Source organism: Massilia oculi, from assembly GCF_017582745.1.
GTDB lineage: Bacteria > Pseudomonadota > Gammaproteobacteria > Burkholderiales > Burkholderiaceae_D > Telluria > Telluria oculi_A.
This window is the reverse complement of the sequence record NZ_JAFVIM010000018.1, coordinates 110,118-130,867: the sequence shown is the minus strand read 5'-3', so window position 1 is coordinate 130,867 and position 20,750 is coordinate 110,118. Positions and strand designations below refer to the sequence as shown.

Sequence of the window (20,750 nt, the reverse complement as noted above, 5' to 3'; positions counted from 1 at the left end):
TGATGGAACTGCGTGCTCAGGCATTGCGGCGGCGGGCCCGGGCGGCCAGGCCGAGCAGGCCGAGGCCGAAGAGTGCTAGGCTGGCCGGCTCGGGCACCTCGGCCAGCGCCTCGTCGAGCACCAGGTTGTCGATGGCGAACTGGCCCCGGTTGCTGTTGAATGCCGAGCAACTACCACTGGTGTTGCAGGTAAAGCCGAACATGGCAACGCTGACAAAGGCGGTGTTGGCGAAGGTCTCGAACGGCGAGTAGCGGCCGAACAGGAAGCCTTGCGAGCTGGGGCCGTCGAGCAGCAGGTCCTGCAGCAGATAGCTGCCGTCGGCCAGGAAGCCCTGCATCCGCAGCAGGCCGGAATAGATCGGATAGCCGCCCAGGGCCGCATCCAGGCCGATGAAGCTGGCGTCGATCGACTTCACCATGAAGGAGGCGCCGGCGGTCTCGGACTCGACCCAGACGATGCTGTCGTTGAAGGCGCCGTAATAGCCGCCTTCGCCGTTGATCGGACACGCCATGCTGATGCAGTAACCCGGATCGCTGGTGTCGACGATGGCGCCGACCAGGCTGCCCACGTCCGCCGGATTGTAGGCTTCGAAGGTCAGCTTGTACCCTTGCTCAGTCCAGCTGTCGCCGCTGCCGAACAGCGCGCCCGCGCCAGCATCGAAATTGATCGTCGCGGCCTGGGCCGGAGCAGCGAAGGCCGCAGCGGCGAACGCAGCGACGCCGAGCTTGGTGAGGGGACTGGTCAGAGAGGGTAATGCCATGTGCGATTTCCGAGTCATGATTTGCCTTTGTGGTTGGGATTTCTCTCGCCTGGATACGGCGGGGCACTGCGTTTTGGCACCTGAGGTTCAGGTTGTTAAGAAATATATCAATGGAAGTAATAAAAGTGTAAAAAAGTTTAACAAGCAATATTTTGACTTTTCGCAAGTTGCATTGATTAAATTTGGTTTCCTCTATGAACAATCATTATTTCTCACTAATCGTCACCTGTTTGATATATGCATCATTGCACTATGGAAACATCGTTCTCATGTCATTAATCGTTCCAGGACTTGCGCAGACATGGTGTTTTTTTGAAAAGAAGTGTTGTCGCAGCGCTCGGCAGCGTGTTACCTTTCGAGGGCAGGATTTCAAAGAAGCAATCTAGGAGTCGCTTGATGGTTTTTGCTATGAAACAGGGCGCCGTCGTCCGTCGCGGACGCAGCGCGGGCTTCACGCTGCTGGAACTGCTGGTGGTGATCGTCATCATCGGCCTGCTCGCCGCCTATGTCGGACCCAAGTACTTCTCGCAGCTCGGCAAATCCGAAGTGACCGCTGCCCGCGCCCAGATCGACGCCTTCGACAAGACCCTCGACACCTACCGGCTCGACGTCGGCCGCTATCCGACCACCGAGGAGGGCCTGGCCGCCCTCATGACGGCGCCGCCGAGCGCCGGCGCCAAGTGGAACGGCCCTTATCTGAAAAAGGCGATTCCGCTCGACCCCTGGGGCAATCCCTACCAGTACCGGGCCCCGGGCGCCCGCGGCGAGTACGAGGTGCTGTCCCTCGGCAAGGATGGGCAGCCGGGCGGCAGCGGCGACAACGCCGACATCACGAACTGACCGGACACGCACCGCGCGTTCCCTTTTCGCTTCATCCCAACTTCGCCGGGCCTTCCATGCAGTTCGCCGTTCGCACCCTTGCGTCCGATATGTCGATCTCGAACGTCGTCGTCGATGCGCTCGACGCCCAGGACGCGCGCCGCCAGGTCGAGGCGCGCGGCCTGTTCGTCAGCGCCGTCGAACCGGCGCGCGGGGCGGCGCTGGCGCGTCCCAAGGGCGGCAAGCTCTCCCTCGTGCTGTTCAGCCAGGAGCTGCTGGCGCTGCTCAATGCCGGCCTGGGCATCGTCGAAAGCCTCGAGGCCCTGCTCGAGAAGGAAGGCTCGCCGTCCACGCGCGGCGTGCTGGAACGGCTGCTGGGCGGCCTGCGCGAAGGCAAGCGCTTTTCCAGCGTGCTGGCGGCGCAGCCGGCCTTGTTCCCGCCGCTGTACGTCGGCATCGTGCGCGCCGCCGAAGGCACCAGCGACCTGCCGCGCGCGCTGGCGCGCTACATCGACTACCAGCAGCGCATCGACACCGTACGCTCGAAGATCGTCAGCGCCTCGATCTATCCGGTGATCCTGTTGATGGTCGGCGGCGGCGTCAGCGCCTTCCTGATCGGCTACGTGGTGCCGAAATTCGCCGAGGTGTACCACGGCGCCGGCCGCGACCTGCCGTGGATGTCGCAACTGCTGCTGGACTGGGGCCAGTTCGCGGCCGGCCACGGCACGGCGATCCTGGTCACCGCGGCGCTGCTGGTGGCGGGCCTGGTCGCCGGCGTGCGCCATTTGCTGCGCAGCGGCGGCATGGCGCGCCTGCTGGCCCGCCTGCCGGGCATCGGCGAGCGGGCCCGCGTCTATGAGCTGTCGCGCCTGTACCTGACCCTGGGCATGCTGACCGAGGGCGGCATCACCATCGTCGGCGCGATCGAGACCGTGCAGCCGATGGTGTCGAGTCACCTGGCCCGCAACCTGGCCGCGGCGCGCGCCGCGATCGAGGCCGGCCAGCCGCTGTCGAACGCCTTCGAGGCGCACGGCTTGACCACGCCGATCTCGCTGCGCATGCTGCGCGTGGGCGAGCGCACCGGAGAAATGGGGCCGATGCTGACCCAGTCGGCCGCCTTCTACGACGGCGAGATCGGGCGCTGGATCGACCGCTTCACGCGCACCTTCGAGCCGCTGCTGATGGCCGCCATCGGCCTGGTGGTAGGCGCCATCGTGGTGCTGCTGTACATGCCGATCTTCGACCTGGCGGGAGACATGTCGTGAGCGCGGAACCCTTCGACACGGCGCTGCTGGCGCGCGCGCGGGCCGCGGCGGCCGTCTCGCGGCGCGGCCTGGTGGCCGAGCTGGAAGCCTTGAGCGGGCGCGATCCGCGCGAACTGGTGCGCGAGCTGGCGGCGCCCTTCGGCCTGCCGGTGATGGAGACCGGCGCCATGCTGGCGCTGTCCCCGGCCTTCGACCTGCTGCCGCTGGCCCAGGCGCTGTCGCGCCACTGCGCGCTGCTGCGCCACCCCGACGGGCGCCTGACCGGGGTGCTGGCCGATCCCTTCGATCTCGACCTGCAGACCTGGCTCGGGGCCCAGGCGCGCGCGAGCGCCAGGCAACCATTGGAGTTGTGCCTGGCGCTGCAATCGGACATCCAGGCCTACCTGTCAAAGCAGGAAGAGTCGGCGCGCGCCGTCGACTCGCTGGTGGGCGGCGCCCAGGACGCGCGGCGCGACGGCAAGTCCGGCACCGTGCTGTCCTTCGCCTCGGTATCGGAAGCGGGCAGCCCGGCCGTCAAGCTGGTCAATTCGACCCTGTACGATGCGCTCAAGGCCGGCGCCTCGGACATCCACCTGGAGAGCACCGCCGGCGGGCTGGCCGTCAAATACCGGGTCGATGGCGTGCTCGATCACGCCGCCACCGTGGGCGGCATCGAGCTGGCCGAGCACATCATCTCGCGCCTGAAGGTGCTGGCCGAACTCGACATCGCCGAGCGCCGCGTTCCGCAGGACGGCAGCTTCCGGGTCGAGGCGGGTGGGCGCGACATCGACCTGCGGGTCTCGATCATGCCCAGCATCCACGGCGAGGACGCAGTGATCCGTATCCTCGACAAGCGCGCCATGATCGAGGCCTATGGCTCCCTGACGCTGGAGGCGCTGGGCTTCGATGCGCCGTCCCTCGTGACCCTGCGGCATCTGGCCCAGGAGGCCTATGGGATGCTGCTGGTGACGGGGCCCACCGGCTCGGGCAAGACCACGACCTTGTACGCGGCGCTGACCGAGATCCATAACGGTCGCGAAAAGATCATCACCATCGAGGATCCGGTCGAGTACCAGCTGCCGGGCATCCTGCAGATTCCGGTCAACGAAAAGAAGGGCCTGACCTTCGCCAAGGGACTGCGTTCGATCCTGCGCCACGACCCGGATAAAATCATGGTGGGCGAGATCCGCGACCGCGAGACCGCCGAGATCGCGGTGCAGTCGGCCCTGACCGGCCACCTGGTGCTCACGACGGTCCACGCCAACAATGTGTTCGACGTGTTCGGCCGCTTCACCCACATGGGGATCGATCCGTATGCCTTCGTCTCGGCCCTGAACGGCATCTGGGCCCAGCGCCTGATCCGCATGTGCTGTCCGCGCTGCGCCGAGCGCTACGAACCGGACGCGCACGAGCTGGCCTCGGTGCACCTGGCGCGCGAAGAGGTGACGGACTACGTCTTCATGCGCGGCAAGGGTTGCGGCGACTGCCGCGGCACCGGCTACAAGGGCCGCCGCTCGATCGCCGAGATCCTGACCCTGAACGACGAGATCCGCGAACTGATCGTCGACAAGCAGCCGATCCGCCGCATCAAGGCCGCGGCCCACGCCAACGGCACCCGCAGCCTGCGCCTGGCGGCGCTCGACCTGGTGCGCCGCGGCGCCACCACGATCGACGAGATCAAGCGGGTGACACTGCATGCGTAGACTGCGCTTTTCCCCTGGCTTTTCGCCGCCGCTGCCGCGCCTGGGCCAGGCCCTGCGCCTGGGCGTGGCCGCCAACGGCCTGGCCCTGGTCAAGACCAGCCGCCTGTTCGGCGGCGCGCCGCTGGCCTTGTCGGAGCAGCCGCTCGACCTGTTCGCCCCCGACGCGCTGGCGCTTGGCCTCCCCATGCTGCTGTCCGACCTGCCGGTCAAGGGCTGGCCGGTGAGCGTGGTGCTGGCCGACGAGCTGGTGCGCCTGTGGCAAGTGCCGCCGCCGCCGGGCGCTACCCGCATGGGCGACCTGGAGGCGGCCGCCGCGCTGCGCTTCCAGCACCTGTTCGGGGCGTCCGGCGCCGAGTGGAAGATCAGCGCAGACTGGGATGCGGTCGATCCCTTCCTGGCCGCGGCTGCGCCAGTGGCCTTGCTGGACGCGCTGGCGGCCGCAGCCCGGGAACATGGCTTCAACCTGGTCGAGATCAGCCCGCAATTCGTCGCCGCCATGAACGCCTGGCGCCGCGAGCGAAGGCCCGGGGCCTGGTTCGGCCTCGTGCACGGCGGCGTGCTGTCGCTGGCGGCCTATGAGGGCCGCAAGCTGGCGGCGGTGAGGAGCGCCCCGATCCCGGCGGGGGCCGACCGCGACTGGCTCGAATCCCATATTGCGCGCGAAGCGCTGCGGGTCGGGATCGCGCGGCCCGAGCGCCTGCAGTTGAGCGGCGCCGCACCAGGCGCCTGGGCCAGCAGCCCGGGGCGGCTGAAATTCGCCTGCAGCCTGCTCGAGCAGGCGGACGAGTGGTCGGAACTGGCGCGGCTGGCCCGCACGGGAGTAGCAGCATGAGGCGCACCCGCATCGATTTCGCGCCGCCAGGCCTGCGCCGCACGCTGTTCCGCGCGCCACCGACCCTGATCTATGCCGTGCCGGGCGTGCTGGCGCTGTGCATCCCGGCGCTGTTCATGACGCAGCACTACGTCGAGCAGCAGGAAGAAGTGCGCGACTTGCAGGCCGCGCTGGCCGCGCGCAGCGCGCCGGCGCCCGTGGCCGCGCCGCCGGTCGCGAGGATCGCGGTGTCGCCGACCCAGGCCGGCGCCGTCAATGCCGCCATCCTGCAACTGAACCTGCCGTGGCGCGACCTGGCCGCGGCGCTGGGCGAAGCCACGCCGAACACGATCGCGCTGCTGGCGCTGGAACCGGACGCCAAGCGGCGCACGGTACGCATCAGCGCCGAGGCGCGCTCGAGCGACGAGATGCTCGCCTATATCACGCGCCTGCAGGCCGAGGAATGGTTCAGCAGCGTGGTGCTGCTGCGCCACGAGGTGATGGAACAGGATCCGAACCGCCCGCTGCGGTTCCAGGTGAGCGTGCAGTGGGAGGCCGCATGAAGACGGGCGCGTTGCTGCTGCGCGCGCGCCTGCTGCTGGCGCGCATCGACCCGCTGGTGGCCCTGGTGCTGGCGCTGCTGCTGGCCGGCGCCGCGGCCCAGGTGGCGCTGGTGCCGGCGCGCGCGCAACTGAACCAGGAATACGAGGCGGCGCGCCTGGCGGCGCGCACGCCGCTCCCGCCGCAGAGCGCGCCGGCGGCGCAGCCGCCCAGCAGCGACCAGAACCTGCAGCACTTCTATGCAACCCTGGGCGAGCGCCGCGGCGTGGAGCGCCAGTTGAAGGAGGTGTTCGCGCTGGCCGAGCGCCACGGCCTGGCGCTGCGCCAGGGAGAATATCGGGCCACCAACGATCGAAATGCCAGGCTGGTTGCGTACCAGGTAAACCTGCCGGTGAAGGGCAGCTATGGCGCGATCTGGGAATTCGCGATGGACGTGCTGCGCGCGATCCCGCACGCCTCGCTGGACGACGTGGCCTTCCGCCGCGACAGCGTGGGCGAGGCCGGGGTCGAGGCGCGCCTGCGCCTGACCTTCTATCTCACGGAAGGAAGCAAGTCATGAAGCCGCGCCACATTGCCATGGGCGTGGCGCTGGTGCTGGCCGCCGGCCTGGTCGTCTTTGGCGACAAGGCGCCAGAGACGGAACTGGCCGAGCCGGTCGAACGCGCGGCCACGACGGCCACGATTGCCACCGAGCCTGCGCGCAGCGCCGCGCCATCCGTCAAGAAATCCGGCGACGACGTCGCCATCGCGCGCCTGATCCCGCGCGAGACCTTGATCGGCGCCAGCGGCGACCGTTTCGGGGAAGGCGAGAATAGCCTGTTCGCGCGCCATGACTGGACGCCGCCGCCACCGCCGCCATCGAACGAGCCGCCGCCCCCGCCACCGCCGCCGAGCGCGCCGCCGCTGCCGTTCACCTATCTCGGCAAGTCGCTGCAGGACGGCGTGTGGCAAATCTACCTGGCGCGCGGCGAACGCACCTATCTCGTGAACGATGGCGACACCATCGACGGCACTTACCGCGTGGACGAGATCCGTCCACCGGTGCTGACCCTGACTTACCTGCCGCTGGAACAACGACAGCAGCTCAATATTGGAGTATTCGACTGATGGTGCGAACCCGGATTCAAGGCCTGGCCCTGCTGCTTCCACTGCTGCTGGCAGGGTGCGCGGCCCAGCGCGCCTACCAGGAAGGCAATGAGCTGGTGGCCCGGGACCAGGTGGGCGCCGGCCTGGCCAAGTACCAGGAAGCGCTGGCGTCCGAGCCGGACAATCCGGTCTACCGGGCGGCCTTCCTGCGCGCGCGCGACAACGCCACTGCGCGCCTGGTGGACCAGGCCGAGCGCGCGCTGGCGTCCGGCCAGGCAGAGCTGGCGACCCAGGACTTCCGCCGCGTGCTGGCGATCGACCCCGTCAACGACCGCGCCCGCGCTGGCCTGCGCCAGGTCGAGGCCGAGCGCCGCCACGCGGCCGCGATCGGCGAGGCGCGCGCCGCCCTCGACAAGGATGAATTGGAGACGGCGCGCCAGAAGCTGGCGGCGGTGCTCACCGAACGCCCCGCGCACGAGGCTGCGCGCCAGCTGATGCAGGAGGTCGACGAGAAGGCCGCTGCTGTGCCGAAAGGGCAGGCGGCGCTGGCGGCCAGCTATCGCAAACCGATCAGCCTGGAGTTTCGCGACGCGCCGCTCAAGCAGGTGTTCGAGGTCATCGCGCGCCACTCGGGCCTGAACTTCATCTTCGACAAGGACGTCAAGGCCGATGGCCGCACCTCGATCTTCCTCAAGAACAGCACGGTCGAGGCGGCGGTGTACTACCTGTTGATGACCAACCAGCTCGAGCGCCAGGTCATGGACGGCAACACGGTCCTGATCTACCCGAACGTGGCGGCCAAGGTGCGCGAATACCAAGAGATGACGGTCAAGACCTTCTTCCTGGCCAATGCCGAAGCCAAGAGCATCGCCAACACGTTCAAGACCATCCTCAAGGCGCGCGACGTGGTGGTGGACGAGAAGCTGAACCTGGTGATCCTGCGCGACAATCCGGAAGCGATCCGCATCGCCACCCAGCTGGTGGCCTTGCAGGACGTTCCCGAGCCCGAGGTCATGCTCGACGTCGAGGTGCTGGAGATCCGGCGCAGCAGCGTGATGGACCTCGGCATCGCCTGGCCGGCGGGACTCTCGTTCACGCCGTTGCAGACGCTGGATGGCATCCCGCTGACGATCGACGACCTGCGCACGTTCAACAGCAGCAATATCGCGGTCAGCGACATCACCGCCTCGGTCAACGCCAACAAGACCGACGGTGACACGAACACCCTGGCCAATCCGCGCATCCGCGTGCGCAACAAGGAGAAGGCGAAAGTCGTCATCGGCGACAAGATCCCGAACATCTCGGCCACGGTGTCCTCCGGTATCGGCGGCTTCGCTTCCGAGAACATCAACTATATCGACGTCGGCCTGACCCTGAACGTGGAGCCGACCATCTACCTGAACAACGAGGTGGCGATCAGGATCGGACTCGAGGTGAGCAGCCTGGGCGAATCGGTGCGCACCACCAACGGCACCGTGGCCTACCGCATCGGCAGCCGTTCGGCCAACACCCTGCTGCAATTGAAGGATGGCGAGAACCAGGTGCTGGCGGGCCTGATCAGCAACGAGGACCGCAGCAGCGGCAGCAAGGTGCCGGGCATCGGCGACCTGCCGGTGGTCGGCCGCCTGTTCGGCAGCCAGCGCGACCAGCGCGACCGCACCGAGATCGTGCTGTCGATCACGCCGCGCATCGTGCGCGCCGTGCAGCGCCCGCCGGCGTCGGCGTCGGAGTTCGGCGCCGGCACCGAGGCCAGCTTCCGCCGCCGCCCCGACAACGTGGTGCGCGTGCAGGTCGGGACGGCGCGCGCCTTGTCGGCTCCGGCCTCGGCGCCAACTGCGGCGCCCGTCGAGACGACCCCGGTCGCGCCGCCGCCGGACGGCACCCCGAGCTTCTCGGTGCCGCCGTCGGCGCTGCCGGCCACGCCGCAACTCGGCTCGCCGCCATCAGCGCCGCCTGGCGCGCCGGTGCCACCGCCCGAACCGGCGCCGGCGCCCGAACCGGAAGTCGTGCCGGCGGCCTATCCGCCGGGTGTCAATCCGCCGATCCCGCAGCGATGAATTTCCAGGCGCGGCGCGGCTTTACGCTGATCGAGCTGCTGGTCACGCTGGCCATCCTCGCGCTGCTGGGGACCCTGGTGCTGCCGGTGGCCGAGGTCACGGTGCAGCGCCGTGACGAGCAGGAGCTGCGGCGCGCGCTGCGCGAGATCCGGGCCGGGCTGGACGCCTTCAAGAAGGCGGGCGACGAGGGCCGCGTGAGCAAGGCCGCCGACGCCAGCGGCTATCCGGAACGCCTGGAGTTGCTGGTCGAGGGCGTGCCCGACCTGCGCAGCCCCAAGCAGGCCAAGATCTATTTTCTGCGGCGCCTGCCGCGCGACCCCTTCAATCCCGATCCCGAGCTGTCGGATGCCGCCACCTGGGGCAAGCGCAGCTACGCCAGCGAACCCGATGAGCCGAAGGAGGGCGACGACGTGTATGACGTGTACTCGACCTCGCAGCGGATCGGCCTGAACGGCATCCCCTACAATAAATGGTGAACCCGATGAAAACCGCGCGCGGCTTCACGCTGATCGAACTGCTGGTGGTGCTGGGCATCGTGGCCCTGCTGCTGACGCTGGCCGTGCCGCGCTTCTTCCCCAGCATCGACGGCGCAAAGGAGACCATCCTGGCCGACAACCTGCGCAACACGCGCGCCGTGGTCGACCAGTACCGCTCCGACACCGGGCGCTATCCGGAGTCGCTCGAACAGCTGGTGGAAGAAAAATACCTGCGCGAGATCCCGCTCGACCCGGTCACCGAAAGCCGCGAGACCTGGGTGCTGGAGGCGCCGCAGGACGGCGAGCAGGGGGGCTTTTCCAACCTGCGCAGCGGCGCGCCCGGCAACGACCGGCGCGGACGTCCCTACCTGGAGTGGTGATGCATGCGCGGCGCCAGGCCGGTTTCACTTACCTCGGCCTGATCATCTTCGTGGCCATCATCGGCCTGGTGGGCGCGGCCACGCTCAAGATCGGATCGCTCCTGCAGCGTGCTGCGGCCGAGGAAGAATTGCTGGAAATCGGCGCCGCCTTCAGCGCCGCGCTGGACAGCTATGCCGCCGCCACGCCGCGCGGCGCCTCGCCCTATCCACCGTCGCTGGCGGAGCTGCTGAAGGACCCGCGCTCGCCCGCCGTGCGGCGCCATCTGCGCAAGATCTACGTCGATCCGCTGACCGGCAAGGCCGAGTGGGGCATCGTCTACCTGGGCGGCGGCGAGACCGGCGTGGTCGCCATCCACAGCCTGTCGACCGCCAAGCCGCTGAAGGTCGCGAACTTCGACAGCCGCTTCAAGGGACTGGACAACAAGGAGATGATTTCGGAGTGGCGCTTCAGCGCGGGCGAACGCAGCCTGGCGCCCGCCGTCCCGACGACACAGTCCGGCGGGCCGGGCGCGCAGCCGGCGCCGCCCGCGCCGCAGCCTGCTGCGCCTCCGCCTCCTCCAGAGGTTAAGGAACCGCCACCGCCGGAGCCGGTCCAGGAGGAACCCGCGCCGCCGGAGCCGACCGAGGATGAGGGCGAAGCGGTTGATCGGGAGTGAGGCAACGTGATACTTTTGCACGACTGCCCGACACTACCGACAATCGCATGCATCTGTCTTTACACATTGGCCGAACGTCCTGGCGCGGCTTGCCCATCGCGTTGCTGCTCGTCGTATTGATGCCAATACTGGCCGTGGCGGCCGAAAGCAATGTGCAGCAAAGCCCGCGCGCCACGGTGTCGCTGGTGAGCGAATACGCCGCCGTGAGTCCGGGCCAGCAATTGCGCATCGGCCTGCGCCAGCGCCTGGCGCCGCACTGGCATACCTACTGGAAGAATCCCGGCGACGCCGGCTCGCCGCCGAGCATCACGTTCAGGGCGCCGGACGGCGCCATGGTGGGCGAGATCGCCTGGCCGGGGCCCGACCGCTTCATCATCGGCCCGGTCGCCAGCTATGGCTACGAGAACGAGATCGTGTTCCCGATGGCCCTGACGGTGCCGCGGGATGCGCGGCCCGGCAGCCAGCTGGTCCTCGAGGCCGATGCCGACTGGGTGGTGTGCGAAAAGGAGTGCATTCCCGAGGAAGGCAAGTTCCGCCTGGCCTTGCCGGTGGAAGCGAGCGCCCGTCCAGCCGGCGCCGATATCCTGGCCGCCTTCAAGAGCGCCGACGCACGCCAGCCGCAGCCACAGCCCGCCGACTGGCGCGCCTCGGTGAGCGCCGGCGAATCCACCTTGCAACTGGCGGTCGAAGGCGAAGGCATCGCGCCGGCCTCCGTGCAATCGGCCTTGTATTTCCCCGACAGCTGGGGCGTCGTCGACCATGTGGCGGACCAGGCCCTGACAGTGGAAGAGGGCAGGCTCACGCTGGCGACGACCAAGGGCCAGGGCTACGCGCCCGGACCATCCGCCGGCCTGCTGGCGATCACGGACGGCGGCGGACAGAAACGCTGGTTCGCGCTCGAACTCACCCCCGCTGCTGCGGCCACGGCCACCACCGCCGCTGAAGCGTCGGCCGCGCTGCCCTTGTGGCAGATGGCCTTGTTCGCCTTCCTGGGCGGCCTGATCCTGAACCTGATGCCCTGCGTCTTCCCGGTGCTGGCGATCAAGGCCACGGCGGTGGCCGGCATGTCGGGCGGCGACCGGCGCGAGGTCCGCCTGTCCGGCCTGTTCTACACCCTCGGCGTGCTGGCCGCCTTCATGGCGCTGGCGCTGGCCTTGCTGGCCGTGCGCGCTGGCGGCAGTGCGGTCGGCTGGGGGTTCCAGTTCCAGTCGCCGCTGTTCGTGGCGGCGATGTCGTGGCTGATGCTGGCGATCGGCCTGAACCTGTCCGGCGTGTACGAGATCGGCGGCGCGCTCGCCGCGAATTTGGCTGGAACCGGCCAGGGCCTCACCGGGCGCAAGGGCCACGCCGGCAGCTTCTTCACCGGCCTGCTGGCGGTGGTGGTGGCCACGCCCTGCACCGCGCCGTTCATGGGCGCGGCGATCGGCTCGGCGCTGGTGGCGCCCGCCTATGTTAGCCTGGTGGTGTTCGCGATGATGGGCCTCGGCCTGGCCCTGCCGTTCCTGTTGCTTGGTTTATTCCCGGCGGTTGCCCGGCGCCTGCCGCGGCCCGGCGCGTGGATGGTGACCCTGCGCCAGGCGATGGCCTTCCCGATGTATGCGACGGCCGCCTGGCTGCTGTGGGTGCTGGCCCAGCAGGCGGGCGAGGCCGGCCTGCGCATGGCGCTGGCCGGGCTGGTACTGGTGGGCCTGGTGGCCTGGCTGGTCGGCCTGGGCCAGCATGGGACCAGGAAGCGCTGGTGGCCGCGCGGCGCGGCAGTGGCCGGCGTGGCCGGGATCGCCGGCTTGATGGTCATGCTGCATGGCGCCGAGCCGCAGGCCGCCTCGGCCCCTGCGCAATCCGCGCAGGCCGAACCCTACAGCGCCGAGCGCCTGGCCGCCTTGCGCGCCGAAGGCAAGCCGGTGTTCGTCAACATGACCGCCGCCTGGTGCATCACCTGCCTGGTCAACGAGCGCACGACCTTGTCGACGGCAGTCGTCCAGCAGGCCATGCAGGAGCGGGGCGTGGTCTACATGAAGGGCGACTGGACCAACCGCGATCCCGCCATCACGGCATTCTTACAATCGTTCCAGCGCGACGGCCTGCCATTCTATGCCTTCTACCCGGCCGGGAAGGAGCCGGTGGTCCTGCCGCCGGTGCTGACCCAGGCCATCGTCACCGAGTCGTTCGAGCACTAACCATTCTTTTTTTTAAAGGAGATGTCATGAAAGCTTCCCCACGTCGCGCCATGCTGCGCACTACGGTCTCGATGGCGGCCCTGCTCTTGGGCGCCATTGCGGCGCCGGCCTTTGCCGCGCCAGTCGTCGGCCAGCCGGCGCCCGCCTTCACGGCGGTCGACAGCAAGGGCAAGCAGCATAGCCTGGCCGACTACAAGGGCAAGGTCGTGGTGCTGGAATGGACCAACCACGATTGCCCTTACGTGAAGAAGCATTACCAGGCGAATATGCCGAACTTGCAGAAACAGGCGCAGGATGCCGGCGTGGTCTGGCTGAGCGTGATCTCGTCGGCGCCGGGCGAACAGGGCCATGTGGATGGCAAGAAGGCCGATGAACTGACGGCGAGCCGCAACGCGGCGCCGAGCGCGGTGCTGCTCGACCCGCAAGGCACGGTCGGCAAGGCCTATGACGCGCGCACCACGCCGCATATGTACGTGATCGACGCCAAGGGCGTGCTGCGCTACGCGGGCGGCATCGACAGCATCGCATCGGCCAAGCTGGAAGACATCGAGAAGGCCAGCCCGCTGTTCAAGACCGCGATGGAAGCGGTCGTGAAGGGCCAGAACGTGGCCCAGGCGACTACCCGTCCTTACGGCTGCAACGTCAAGTACAAGTCCTGATCAATTGGCGCGGCGGCGGAAGTCGCGCGGCCTGAAGCCCAGCACGGCCAGCACGGCGAAGTAGGCGAAGGCGCAGACGGTGATGATGGCGAGCAGGGCGCCGATGCGCAAGCCAGGGGTCGCCTTCATTGCCGCCCAATCGAACTGCGCCTGGCCGAACCAGGCGAGAAGCCCCATCACGCCGACCGCGATCGCCAGCTTGATGAAGAAGGTCAGCCAGCCCGGCTGCGGCGCATAGATGCCGCGCCGGCGCAGGCCCACGTACAGGCAGGTGGCGTTGATGCAGGCGCCCAGGCCGATCGACAGGGCCAGGCCCGCCACGCCCAGGTCGAGCAGGAACACGAACAGGACATTCATCAGCTGGGTCGCGAACAGCACCATGATCGCGATGCGCACCGGCGTCTTGACGTCCTGGCGCGCATAAAAGGCCGGGGCCAGGATTTTCACGAGGATGATGCCGAGCAGGCCGGCGCTGTAGGCCATCAGGGGCATGGCCGAGTTGGCCAGCGCCGCATCGTCGAATTTGCCGTAGTGGAAGAGGGTGGCGATCATCGGCTCGGCCAGGGTCGCCAGGCCCACGGCCGCCGGCAGCGCCAGCAGGAAGGTCAGGCGCAGGCCCCAGTTGAGCAGGGCCGCATATTCTTCGGCATTGCCTTCGCTATTGGCTTTCGACAGCGACGGCAGCAGGATGGTGCCGAGGGCCACGCCCAGCATCGCGGTGGGGAATTCCATCAGGCGGTCGGCATACTGCAGGGCCGAGACGGCGCCGGCTGCCAGGCTGGCTGCGATGCCGGTATTGATCAAGAGGCTGATCTGGGCCGCCGACACCGCGAACACGGCCGGGCCCATTTTTCTCAGCATGCGCCGCACGCCGGCGTCGCGCAGGCCGTGCATCGGGTTGATCGAAATACGCGGCAGCATGCCGATCTTGACCAGGGAGGGGATCTGGATCGCCACCTGCAACAAGCCGCCGACGCAGACCGCGATCGCCATCGCATAGATCGGCTGCTCCAGGTAGTTGACGAGGACCAGCGATGCGAAGATGAACGACAGGTTCAGCAAGACTGGGGTAAAAGCAGGAATCTTGAACTGGCGCCAGGTATTCAGGATACCGCCGGCCAGGGCCACGAAGGACATGCAGGCGATATACGGGAACATCATCTGCGTCATGATCACCGAGGCGTCGTAGGCGCCCGGCGTCTCGCGCAGGTCGCCGGCGAGCAGCGTGATCAGGAGCGGGGCGCCGACGATGCCGACGATGCTGGTCAGCACCGTGGCCCAGATCAGGGCGGTGGCGACGTGGTCGACCAGGGTCTTGGTGGCCCCCTCGCCGTGCTGGGTTTTATATTCCGACAAGATCGGCACGAAGGCTTGCGAGAACGCGCCCTCGGCGAACAGCCGGCGCAGCAGGTTCGGCAGGCGGAAGGCGATGATGAAGGCGTCGGTATAGGCCGAGGCGCCGAAGGCGCGCGCGAACAGGCTTTCGCGCAGCAGGCCGGTGACGCGCGACAGCATGGTCATGCTGGAGATGGCGGCGAGGGTTCTGAGCAGGTTCATGGCGCAAGATTATACTTGGGCAACTCGTCACGTACGGACACGATATACAGTGTCGAACGGCACTCCCTAAAGGCTCGTAAACCCACATTCTGTGATTTAGGAATTGCTCCGAATTGAAACCTTCGCTATAATCGTGGGCTGTACTGAATTCTGTTAGCAGACACTAATCGTTGGGCAGGCACGCATGCGCCGGTTTGACAGTCGCTAATGTTTGCAAACGCAACTTGACCCCGATTTAGGAAATTCCATGGCAAATACCGCACAAGCGCGCAAACGCGCTCGTCAAGCAGTTAAGCAAAACGCACACAACTCGTCGCAGCGTTCGACCCTGCGCACCGCAATCAAGGCCGTCCGCAAAGCCATCCAGGCTGGCGACAAGGCTGCCGCGACCACCATCTTCCAGCAATCCGTGTCGAAGATCGACAGCATCGCTGACAAGAAGATCATCCACAAGAACAAGGCAGCGCGCCACAAGAGCCGCCTGGCTGCAGCCCTGAAAGCACTGTCGGCTTAATAGCCCGCGTGCGACGCGGCCCTATAGGGCCGCGACGGCAAAGTTCTGTGCAGTTGGAAAGACCCGCCCGACTTCGGTCCTGGCGGGTTTTTTTGCTTGGCGCTTCATTTTCCAGGCCAGGGGTTGTCGAACGCTTAAAAACTGGTAAGCCGTGCAAAGCTCGGGCATAATATGGCGCGTCTTATGTCTTATAGAAGACTTCGGCGCTGACCGCGACGCCGCAGGGTGATCTGATCACTCCTTTGCGATCTGCCATCCCGGAGTCGGGAGGGGTAGAATGTCCGGCATCAGTGCGGTGCGCCACGGTCTTGGCCTGTGGCCAATTGTCAGTTTTATACTCGCGACAGCGTTCGCGACTACCGAGGAAAATGTGCATGAGCAGTGATCAGACCATCATCTACACCCTGACCGACGAGGCGCCGCTGCTGGCGACCCACGCCTTCCTGCCTGTGGTCAGCACCTTCACCAAGCCGGCCGGCATCACGGTCGAGGCCAGCGACATCTCGGTCGCAGCCCGTATCCTGGCCGCCTTCCCGGAGAACCTGACTCCGGAACAGCGCGTGCCCGACGCGCTGGCCGAACTGGGCAAGAAGACGCTCACGCCGGAAGCCAATATCATCAAGCTGCCGAACATCAGCGCCTCGGTCACCCAGCTGACCACCGCGATCAAGGAACTGCAGGACAAGGGCTACAACATCCCCGACTACCCGGCCGATCCGAAGACCGACGAAGAAAAAACCATCAAGGCCAAGTACGGCAAGTGCATCGGCTCGGCCGTGAACCCGGTCCTGCGCGAAGGTAACTCGGACCGCCGCGCACCGCGCGCCGTCAAGGAATACGCGCGCAAGAACCCGCACTCGATGGCCCCATGGTCGCAGGCGTCGCGTACCCACGTCTCGCACATGACCCATGGCGACTTCTACCACGGCGAGAAGTCGATGACCCTCGACGCGGCGCGCGAAGTCAAGATGGAACTGGTCACCAAGAGCGGCCAGACCATCGTCCTGAAACCGAAGGTCGCCCTGCAGGCCGGCGAGATCATCGATTCGATGTTCATGAGCCGCAAGGCCCTGCTGGACTTCTACGAAGCCCAGATCGAAGACGCGCACCAGACCGGCATGCTGTTCTCGCTGCACGTCAAGGCGACCATGATGAAGGTCTCGCACCCGATCGTGTTCGGCCACTGCGTGCGCATGTTCTACAAGGATGCCTTCGCCAAGCACGGCGCGCTGTTCGACAGCCTCGGCATCAACGTCAACAACGGCATGGCCGACCTGTACAACAAGATCGCCGACCTGCCGTCGTCGCAGCGCGAGGAAATCATCCGCGACCTGCACGCCTGCCAGGAACACCGTCCTGAGCTGGCCATGGTCGACTCGGCCAAGGGCATCACCAACTTCCACTCGCCGAACGACGTGATCGTCGACGCGTCGATGCCTGCGATGATCCGCGCCGGCGGCAAGATGTACGGCGCCGATGGCCGCCTGAAGGAAGTCAAGGCCGTCATCCCGGAAAGCACCTTCGCCCGCATCTACCAGGAGATCATCAACTTCTGCAAATGGCATGGCGCCTTCGATCCGAAGACCATGGGCACCGTGCCGAACGTCGGCCTGATGGCCCAGCAAGCCGAAGAATACGGCTCGCACGACAAGACCTTCGAAATCACCGAAGACGGCGTGGCCAACATCACCGACCTCGCCACCGGCGAAGTGCTGATGAGCCAAAACGTCGAGCAGGGCGACATCTGGCGCATGTGCCAGGTCAAGGACGCGCCGATCCGCGACTGGGTCAAGCTGGCCGTGACCCGCGCGCGCAACTCGGGCATGCCGGCCGTATTCTGGCTCGACCCGTACCGTCCGCACGAGAATGAGCTGATCAAGAAGGTCAAGCTCTACCTGAAGGATCACGACACCAGCGGCCTGGACATCCAGATCATGTCGCAGGTGCGCGCGATGCGCTACACCCTGGAGCGCGTCAAGCGCGGCCTGGACACCATCTCGGTGACCGGCAACATCCTGCGCGACTACCTGACCGACCTGTTCCCGATCATGGAACTGGGCACGTCCGCCAAGATGCTGTCGATCGTGCCGCTGATGGCGGGTGGCGGCATGTACGAAACCGGCGCCGGCGGCTCCGCGCCGAAGCACGTGCAGCAGCTGGTCGAAGAAAACCACCTGCGCTGGGATTCGCTGGGCGAGTTCCTGGCCCTGGCCGTCTCGCTGGAAGACCTCGGCATCAAGACCGGCAACAACAAGGCCAAGGTGCTGGCCAAGACCCTGGATTCGGCCACCGGCAAGCTGCTGGACAACCGCAAGTCGCCATCGCCGAAGACCGGCGAGCTCGACAACCGCGGCAGCCAGTTCTACCTGTCGATGTACTGGGCGCAAGAGCTGGCCGCGCAGACCGAGGATGCCGAACTGGCCGCCAAGTTCGCGCCGCTGGCCAAGCAGCTGGGCGAGGGCGAAGCCAAGATCGTCGCCGAACTGCTGGAAGTGCAGGGCAAGCCGGCCGACATCGGCGGCTACTACAAGCTGGACGAAGCCAAGGTCGGCGCCGTGATGCGTCCGAGCGCGACCTTCAACGCTGCGCTGCAATCGCTGGCGTAATCTGGAGCGTCAATAAAAAACCCGCCGTACCGTGAGGTCGGCGGGTTTTTTTATATTCTTACCTCGGTATATTCACCTGGCATCAATGGATGCGTCGCCAGCGAGAACGGCCCGATACTGCTTCGCACCAGGCGCAGGGTGGGGAAGCCCACCGCCGCCGTCATCCGCCGCACCTGCCGGTTCTTTCCCTCTTCGAGCGTGATCGCGATCCACGCGGTCGGCTTGTCCTGGCGCGCGCGGATCGGCGGATTGCGCGGCCACAGCCATTCGGGCTCGGCGATGCGCACCGCGCGGCATGGGCGGGTAGTGAAGTCGCCCAGGTCGAGCGGCGCCTGCAGGCGCGCCAGCGCGGCGGCGTCCGGCACGCCATCCACCTGCACCAGATAGGTCTTGGCTTCCTTGTGGTCGGGGTGGGCGATCTTGTGCTGCAGCTTGCCGTCGTCGGTCAGCAGCATCAGGCCCTCGCTGTCGGCGTCCAGCCGGCCGGCGGGGTAGATGCCTGGAATATCGAGATAATCGGCCAGCGACTCGCGGCCCTCCTGCGGCGAGAACTGGCACAGGACCTGGAATGGCTTGTTAAAGAGAATCAGGGGCATGGGATAGCGTGTGAACGGATGAGGATAGCTGAGGCATAATGCAGGGCACGCCGATGTCTCGTGGCGGCAGGCCGGGCGTCATTGTAAGCGAGTTCGCGCCGCCGGCCGCCGCCCTAATGGAGGAATGGATGGTCCAGCATATCACCGTCCCGGCCGCTGGCCGGAAGATCACCGTCAACGCCGACTCTACCCTGAACGTCCCGGACAACCCGGTCATTCCCTATATCGAGGGCGATGGCACCGGCGTGGACATCACGCCGGTCATGGTCAAGGTGGTCGACGCGGCGGTCGACAAGGCCTACGGCGGCGCGCGCAAGATCAGCTGGATGGAAATCTTCGCCGGAGAGAAGGCGACGCAACGCTACGGTGCGGATACCTGGCTGCCGGACGAGACGCTCGCCGTGCTGAAGGACTACGTGGTCTCGATCAAGGGCCCTCTGACGACGCCGGTGGGCGGCGGCATCCGTTCGCTCAACGTCGCGCTGCGCCAGGAACTCGACCTGTATGTCTGCCTGCGTCCAGTGCGCTACTTTGCCGGCGTGCCGTCGCCGCTCAAGCAGCCGGAAAAGACCGATATGGTCATCTTCCGCGAGAACTCCGAAGACATCTATGCCGGCATCGAGTGGGAAGCCGGCTCCGAAGGCGCGAAGAAACTGATCGCTTTCCTTTCCGAGGAAATGGGCGTGAACAAGATCCGCTTTCCGGACACCTCGGGGCTGGGCATCAAGCCGGTCTCGCGCGAAGGGACCGAGCGCCTGGTGCGCAAGGCGATCCAGTACGCGATTGACCATGACAAGCCTTCGGTGACCCTGGTCCACAAGGGCAATATCATGAAGTACACCGAAGGCGCGTTCCGCGACTGGGGCTACGCGCTGGCGCAGAAGGAATTCGGCGCTGAACTGTTCGACGGCGGCCCGTGGTGCAAGGTGAAGAATCCGAAGACCGGGCGCGACATCATGATCAAGGATTCGATCGCCGACGCCTTCCTGCAGCAGATCCTGCTGCGTCCGGCGGAGTACAGCGTGATCGCCACGCTGAACCTGAATGGCGACTATATCTCGGACGCGCTGGCTGCCCAGGTCGGCGGCATCGGCATCGCGCCGGGAGCGAATATGTCCGATTCGGTCGCGATGTTCGAAGCGACCCACGGCACGGCGCCGAAATACGCGGGCAAGGATTATGTGAATCCGGGTTCGCTGATCCTGTCGGCCGAGATGATGTTGCGCCACATGGGCTGGAGCGAGGCGGCCGACCTGATTATCTCGGCGATGGGCCGGGCGATCGCCGCGAAGACGGTGACCTACGATTTCGCGCGCCTGATGGAAGGGGCGACCCAGGTGTCGTGTTCGGGATTCGGCGAGGCCATGATCGAAAACATGTAGGCGTCATTTCATTCAATTCGCATAAGGAGGGACTGTGAGCGAAGAATCGATCACGCAAGCCAGATACGAGAGAATCGGACGTTTTATCTATGCCTTTCAGCGGCACGCCGATCCGGAACGATTGCGCGCGGCAGCCGCGACCGCTGAACTGGCGCCCGACCTGGCCGAACGTGCGGCGTCGCTGGTGCGCCGTTACGACGAGGCGCTGGATGCGCTCCAGCGCAACAGCGCGCAAGCCATGCCCGATTCGATTGACGACGATCAGCTGAATGCGATTCTCGCCGACGCGGAGGCATTCGTACGGGAGAGCGGCTGGACGCACGGAGATGCGCCTGGTTGATGGTCAAAAAAAGGACGAAAAAAAACCCCGCATGCGCGGGGTTCTTCGCTTCCGGGAGGGGAGAGATTACAGACCCTGGATGTTGGAAGCTTGCTTGCCTTTAGGGCCTTGCGTGACTTCGAATTGGACTTTTTGACCTTCTTTGAGGGTCTTAAAACCGTTCATGTTGATCGCGGAGAAGTGAGCAAACAGATCCTCGCCGCCGTCATCAGGAGTGATGAAGCCAAAACCTTTGGAATCATTGAACCACTTAACAGTACCAGTTGCCATAAAAGAACTTTCAAATTTAACAAATCACACGAGCCATAAAAGCAAGAAGCTTCTTGCCCCCTCCTCAGCCTGCTCACTTCTTATCAACAAGTACAT

The 20,750-nt window shown here is 66.2% G+C and carries 21 protein-coding genes; 17 read left to right on the top strand and 4 right to left on the bottom strand.

All coding sequences use genetic code 11. From position 1 onward, the window contains the following. Positions 1-16: 16 nt before the first annotated feature. The gene (locus J3U95_RS19735) at positions 17-760 is read right to left on the bottom strand and encodes an NF038120 family PEP-CTERM protein (protein WP_208280359.1); all 744 of its coding nucleotides are present in this window, start codon (positions 758-760) and stop codon (positions 17-19) included. A gap of 396 nt (positions 761-1,156) precedes the next feature. On the opposite strand from J3U95_RS19735, the gene gspG reads away from it, so the two are divergent. The 13 genes from gspG to J3U95_RS19670 all read left to right on the top strand — a co-directional run bounded on the left by gspG (position 1,157) and on the right by J3U95_RS19670 (position 13,389). Then, a complete protein-coding gene (gspG, locus tag J3U95_RS19730) occupies positions 1,157-1,600 on the top strand; it encodes a type II secretion system major pseudopilin GspG (RefSeq protein ID WP_208280358.1) in 444 nt (147 codons plus the stop codon). A gap of 56 nt (positions 1,601-1,656) precedes the next feature. After that, positions 1,657-2,844, top strand: coding sequence for a type II secretion system F family protein (locus J3U95_RS19725; protein WP_208280357.1), 1,188 nt, complete (start codon positions 1,657-1,659; stop codon positions 2,842-2,844). Next, entirely contained in the window at positions 2,841-4,526 is a 1,686-nt protein-coding gene (locus J3U95_RS19720; RefSeq protein WP_208280356.1) for a GspE/PulE family protein, read from the top strand. The genes J3U95_RS19725 and J3U95_RS19720 overlap by 4 nt, the downstream gene beginning before the upstream one ends. Then, positions 4,519-5,358 (top strand): hypothetical protein, encoded by an 840-nt coding sequence (locus J3U95_RS19715; RefSeq protein ID WP_229519962.1) that lies wholly within the window; start codon positions 4,519-4,521, stop codon positions 5,356-5,358. The genes J3U95_RS19720 and J3U95_RS19715 overlap by 8 nt, the downstream gene beginning before the upstream one ends. Then, a complete protein-coding gene (locus tag J3U95_RS19710) occupies positions 5,355-5,900 on the top strand; it encodes a PilN domain-containing protein (RefSeq protein ID WP_208280355.1) in 546 nt (181 codons plus the stop codon). The genes J3U95_RS19715 and J3U95_RS19710 overlap by 4 nt, the downstream gene beginning before the upstream one ends. Then, positions 5,897-6,457, top strand: coding sequence for a hypothetical protein (locus J3U95_RS19705; protein ID WP_208280354.1), 561 nt, complete (start codon positions 5,897-5,899; stop codon positions 6,455-6,457). The genes J3U95_RS19710 and J3U95_RS19705 overlap by 4 nt, the downstream gene beginning before the upstream one ends. Further along, positions 6,454-7,005 carry a hypothetical protein gene (locus tag J3U95_RS19700; protein WP_208280353.1) on the top strand — a complete coding sequence of 184 codons (552 nt, stop codon included), beginning with the start codon at positions 6,454-6,456 and terminating at the stop codon, positions 7,003-7,005. The genes J3U95_RS19705 and J3U95_RS19700 overlap by 4 nt, the downstream gene beginning before the upstream one ends. After that, positions 7,005-9,041 carry a secretin GspD/PilQ domain-containing protein gene (locus tag J3U95_RS19695; protein ID WP_208280352.1) on the top strand — a complete coding sequence of 679 codons (2,037 nt, stop codon included), beginning with the start codon at positions 7,005-7,007 and terminating at the stop codon, positions 9,039-9,041. The genes J3U95_RS19700 and J3U95_RS19695 overlap by 1 nt, the downstream gene beginning before the upstream one ends. Further along, positions 9,038-9,517 carry a type II secretion system protein gene (locus tag J3U95_RS19690; RefSeq protein ID WP_208280351.1) on the top strand — a complete coding sequence of 160 codons (480 nt, stop codon included), beginning with the start codon at positions 9,038-9,040 and terminating at the stop codon, positions 9,515-9,517. The genes J3U95_RS19695 and J3U95_RS19690 overlap by 4 nt, the downstream gene beginning before the upstream one ends. A 5-nt stretch (positions 9,518-9,522) precedes the next feature. Continuing rightward, a complete protein-coding gene (locus tag J3U95_RS19685) occupies positions 9,523-9,897 on the top strand; it encodes a type II secretion system protein (protein WP_370662087.1) in 375 nt (124 codons plus the stop codon). Next, complete coding sequence (locus tag J3U95_RS19680; RefSeq protein ID WP_208280349.1) at positions 9,897-10,553, top strand: type II secretion system protein; 657 nt, start codon at positions 9,897-9,899, stop codon at positions 10,551-10,553. The genes J3U95_RS19685 and J3U95_RS19680 overlap by 1 nt, the downstream gene beginning before the upstream one ends. Positions 10,554-10,642: 89 nt before the next feature. Then, positions 10,643-12,730 carry a protein-disulfide reductase DsbD family protein gene (locus J3U95_RS19675; protein ID WP_229519961.1) on the top strand — a complete coding sequence of 696 codons (2,088 nt, stop codon included), beginning with the start codon at positions 10,643-10,645 and terminating at the stop codon, positions 12,728-12,730. 26 nt (positions 12,731-12,756) lie between these two features. Continuing rightward, positions 12,757-13,389 (top strand): redoxin domain-containing protein, encoded by a 633-nt coding sequence (locus J3U95_RS19670; RefSeq protein ID WP_208280347.1) that lies wholly within the window; start codon positions 12,757-12,759, stop codon positions 13,387-13,389. Here J3U95_RS19670 and murJ read toward each other — a convergent pair whose 3' ends face one another. Continuing rightward, the gene (murJ, locus tag J3U95_RS19665; RefSeq protein WP_208280346.1) at positions 13,390-14,946 is read right to left on the bottom strand and encodes a murein biosynthesis integral membrane protein MurJ; all 1,557 of its coding nucleotides are present in this window, start codon (positions 14,944-14,946) and stop codon (positions 13,390-13,392) included. 247 nt (positions 14,947-15,193) lie between these two features. Here murJ and rpsT point away from each other — a divergent pair, with 247 nt between their 5' ends. Next, positions 15,194-15,460, top strand: a complete 267-nt coding sequence (rpsT, locus tag J3U95_RS19660) for a 30S ribosomal protein S20 (protein WP_005669248.1) — start codon at positions 15,194-15,196, stop codon at positions 15,458-15,460. A 374-nt stretch (positions 15,461-15,834) separates the two neighbouring features. Further along, positions 15,835-18,066: an NADP-dependent isocitrate dehydrogenase gene (locus J3U95_RS19655; protein ID WP_208280345.1), complete on the top strand. Its 2,232-nt coding sequence runs from the start codon at positions 15,835-15,837 to the stop codon at positions 18,064-18,066. A gap of 50 nt (positions 18,067-18,116) precedes the next feature. On the opposite strand, the gene J3U95_RS19650 is transcribed toward J3U95_RS19655, so the two are convergent. Beyond that, on the bottom strand, positions 18,117-18,662 hold the full coding sequence (locus J3U95_RS19650) for a pseudouridine synthase (RefSeq protein ID WP_208280344.1): 546 nt from the start codon (positions 18,660-18,662) through the stop codon (positions 18,117-18,119). A gap of 128 nt (positions 18,663-18,790) precedes the next feature. Here J3U95_RS19650 and icd point away from each other — a divergent pair, with 128 nt between their 5' ends. Together icd and J3U95_RS19640 are read left to right on the top strand one after the other, a co-directional pair. Continuing rightward, entirely contained in the window at positions 18,791-20,044 is a 1,254-nt protein-coding gene (icd, locus tag J3U95_RS19645; protein WP_208280343.1) for an NADP-dependent isocitrate dehydrogenase, read from the top strand. Between the two features lie 34 nt (positions 20,045-20,078). Further along, positions 20,079-20,384 carry a hypothetical protein gene (locus J3U95_RS19640; protein ID WP_208280342.1) on the top strand — a complete coding sequence of 102 codons (306 nt, stop codon included), beginning with the start codon at positions 20,079-20,081 and terminating at the stop codon, positions 20,382-20,384. A 66-nt stretch (positions 20,385-20,450) separates the two neighbouring features. Here the strand turns inward: J3U95_RS19640 and cspE are convergent, their stop codons facing one another. Then, a complete protein-coding gene (cspE, locus tag J3U95_RS19635) occupies positions 20,451-20,654 on the bottom strand; it encodes a transcription antiterminator/RNA stability regulator CspE (protein ID WP_005669258.1) in 204 nt (67 codons plus the stop codon). Between the last annotated feature and the right edge of the window lie 96 nt (positions 20,655-20,750).

Coding starts and splice junctions, on each gene's coding strand:
- J3U95_RS19735 (WP_208280359.1), bottom strand. CDS start 760: ATGGCATTACCCTCTCTGACCAGTCCCCTCACCAAGCTCGGCGTCGCT.
- gspG (WP_208280358.1), top strand. CDS start 1,157: ATGGTTTTTGCTATGAAACAGGGCGCCGTCGTCCGTCGCGGACGCAGC.
- J3U95_RS19725 (WP_208280357.1), top strand. CDS start 1,657: ATGCAGTTCGCCGTTCGCACCCTTGCGTCCGATATGTCGATCTCGAAC.
- J3U95_RS19715 (WP_229519962.1), top strand. CDS start 4,519: ATGCGTAGACTGCGCTTTTCCCCTGGCTTTTCGCCGCCGCTGCCGCGC.
- J3U95_RS19710 (WP_208280355.1), top strand. CDS start 5,355: ATGAGGCGCACCCGCATCGATTTCGCGCCGCCAGGCCTGCGCCGCACG.
- J3U95_RS19705 (WP_208280354.1), top strand. CDS start 5,897: ATGAAGACGGGCGCGTTGCTGCTGCGCGCGCGCCTGCTGCTGGCGCGC.
- J3U95_RS19700 (WP_208280353.1), top strand. CDS start 6,454: ATGAAGCCGCGCCACATTGCCATGGGCGTGGCGCTGGTGCTGGCCGCC.
- J3U95_RS19695 (WP_208280352.1), top strand. CDS start 7,005: ATGGTGCGAACCCGGATTCAAGGCCTGGCCCTGCTGCTTCCACTGCTG.
- J3U95_RS19690 (WP_208280351.1), top strand. CDS start 9,038: ATGAATTTCCAGGCGCGGCGCGGCTTTACGCTGATCGAGCTGCTGGTC.
- J3U95_RS19685 (WP_370662087.1), top strand. CDS start 9,523: ATGAAAACCGCGCGCGGCTTCACGCTGATCGAACTGCTGGTGGTGCTG.
- J3U95_RS19680 (WP_208280349.1), top strand. CDS start 9,897: ATGCATGCGCGGCGCCAGGCCGGTTTCACTTACCTCGGCCTGATCATC.
- J3U95_RS19670 (WP_208280347.1), top strand. CDS start 12,757: ATGAAAGCTTCCCCACGTCGCGCCATGCTGCGCACTACGGTCTCGATG.
- murJ (WP_208280346.1), bottom strand. CDS start 14,946: ATGAACCTGCTCAGAACCCTCGCCGCCATCTCCAGCATGACCATGCTG.
- rpsT (WP_005669248.1), top strand. CDS start 15,194: ATGGCAAATACCGCACAAGCGCGCAAACGCGCTCGTCAAGCAGTTAAG.
- J3U95_RS19655 (WP_208280345.1), top strand. CDS start 15,835: ATGAGCAGTGATCAGACCATCATCTACACCCTGACCGACGAGGCGCCG.
- J3U95_RS19650 (WP_208280344.1), bottom strand. CDS start 18,662: ATGCCCCTGATTCTCTTTAACAAGCCATTCCAGGTCCTGTGCCAGTTC.
- icd (WP_208280343.1), top strand. CDS start 18,791: ATGGTCCAGCATATCACCGTCCCGGCCGCTGGCCGGAAGATCACCGTC.
- cspE (WP_005669258.1), bottom strand. CDS start 20,654: ATGGCAACTGGTACTGTTAAGTGGTTCAATGATTCCAAAGGTTTTGGC.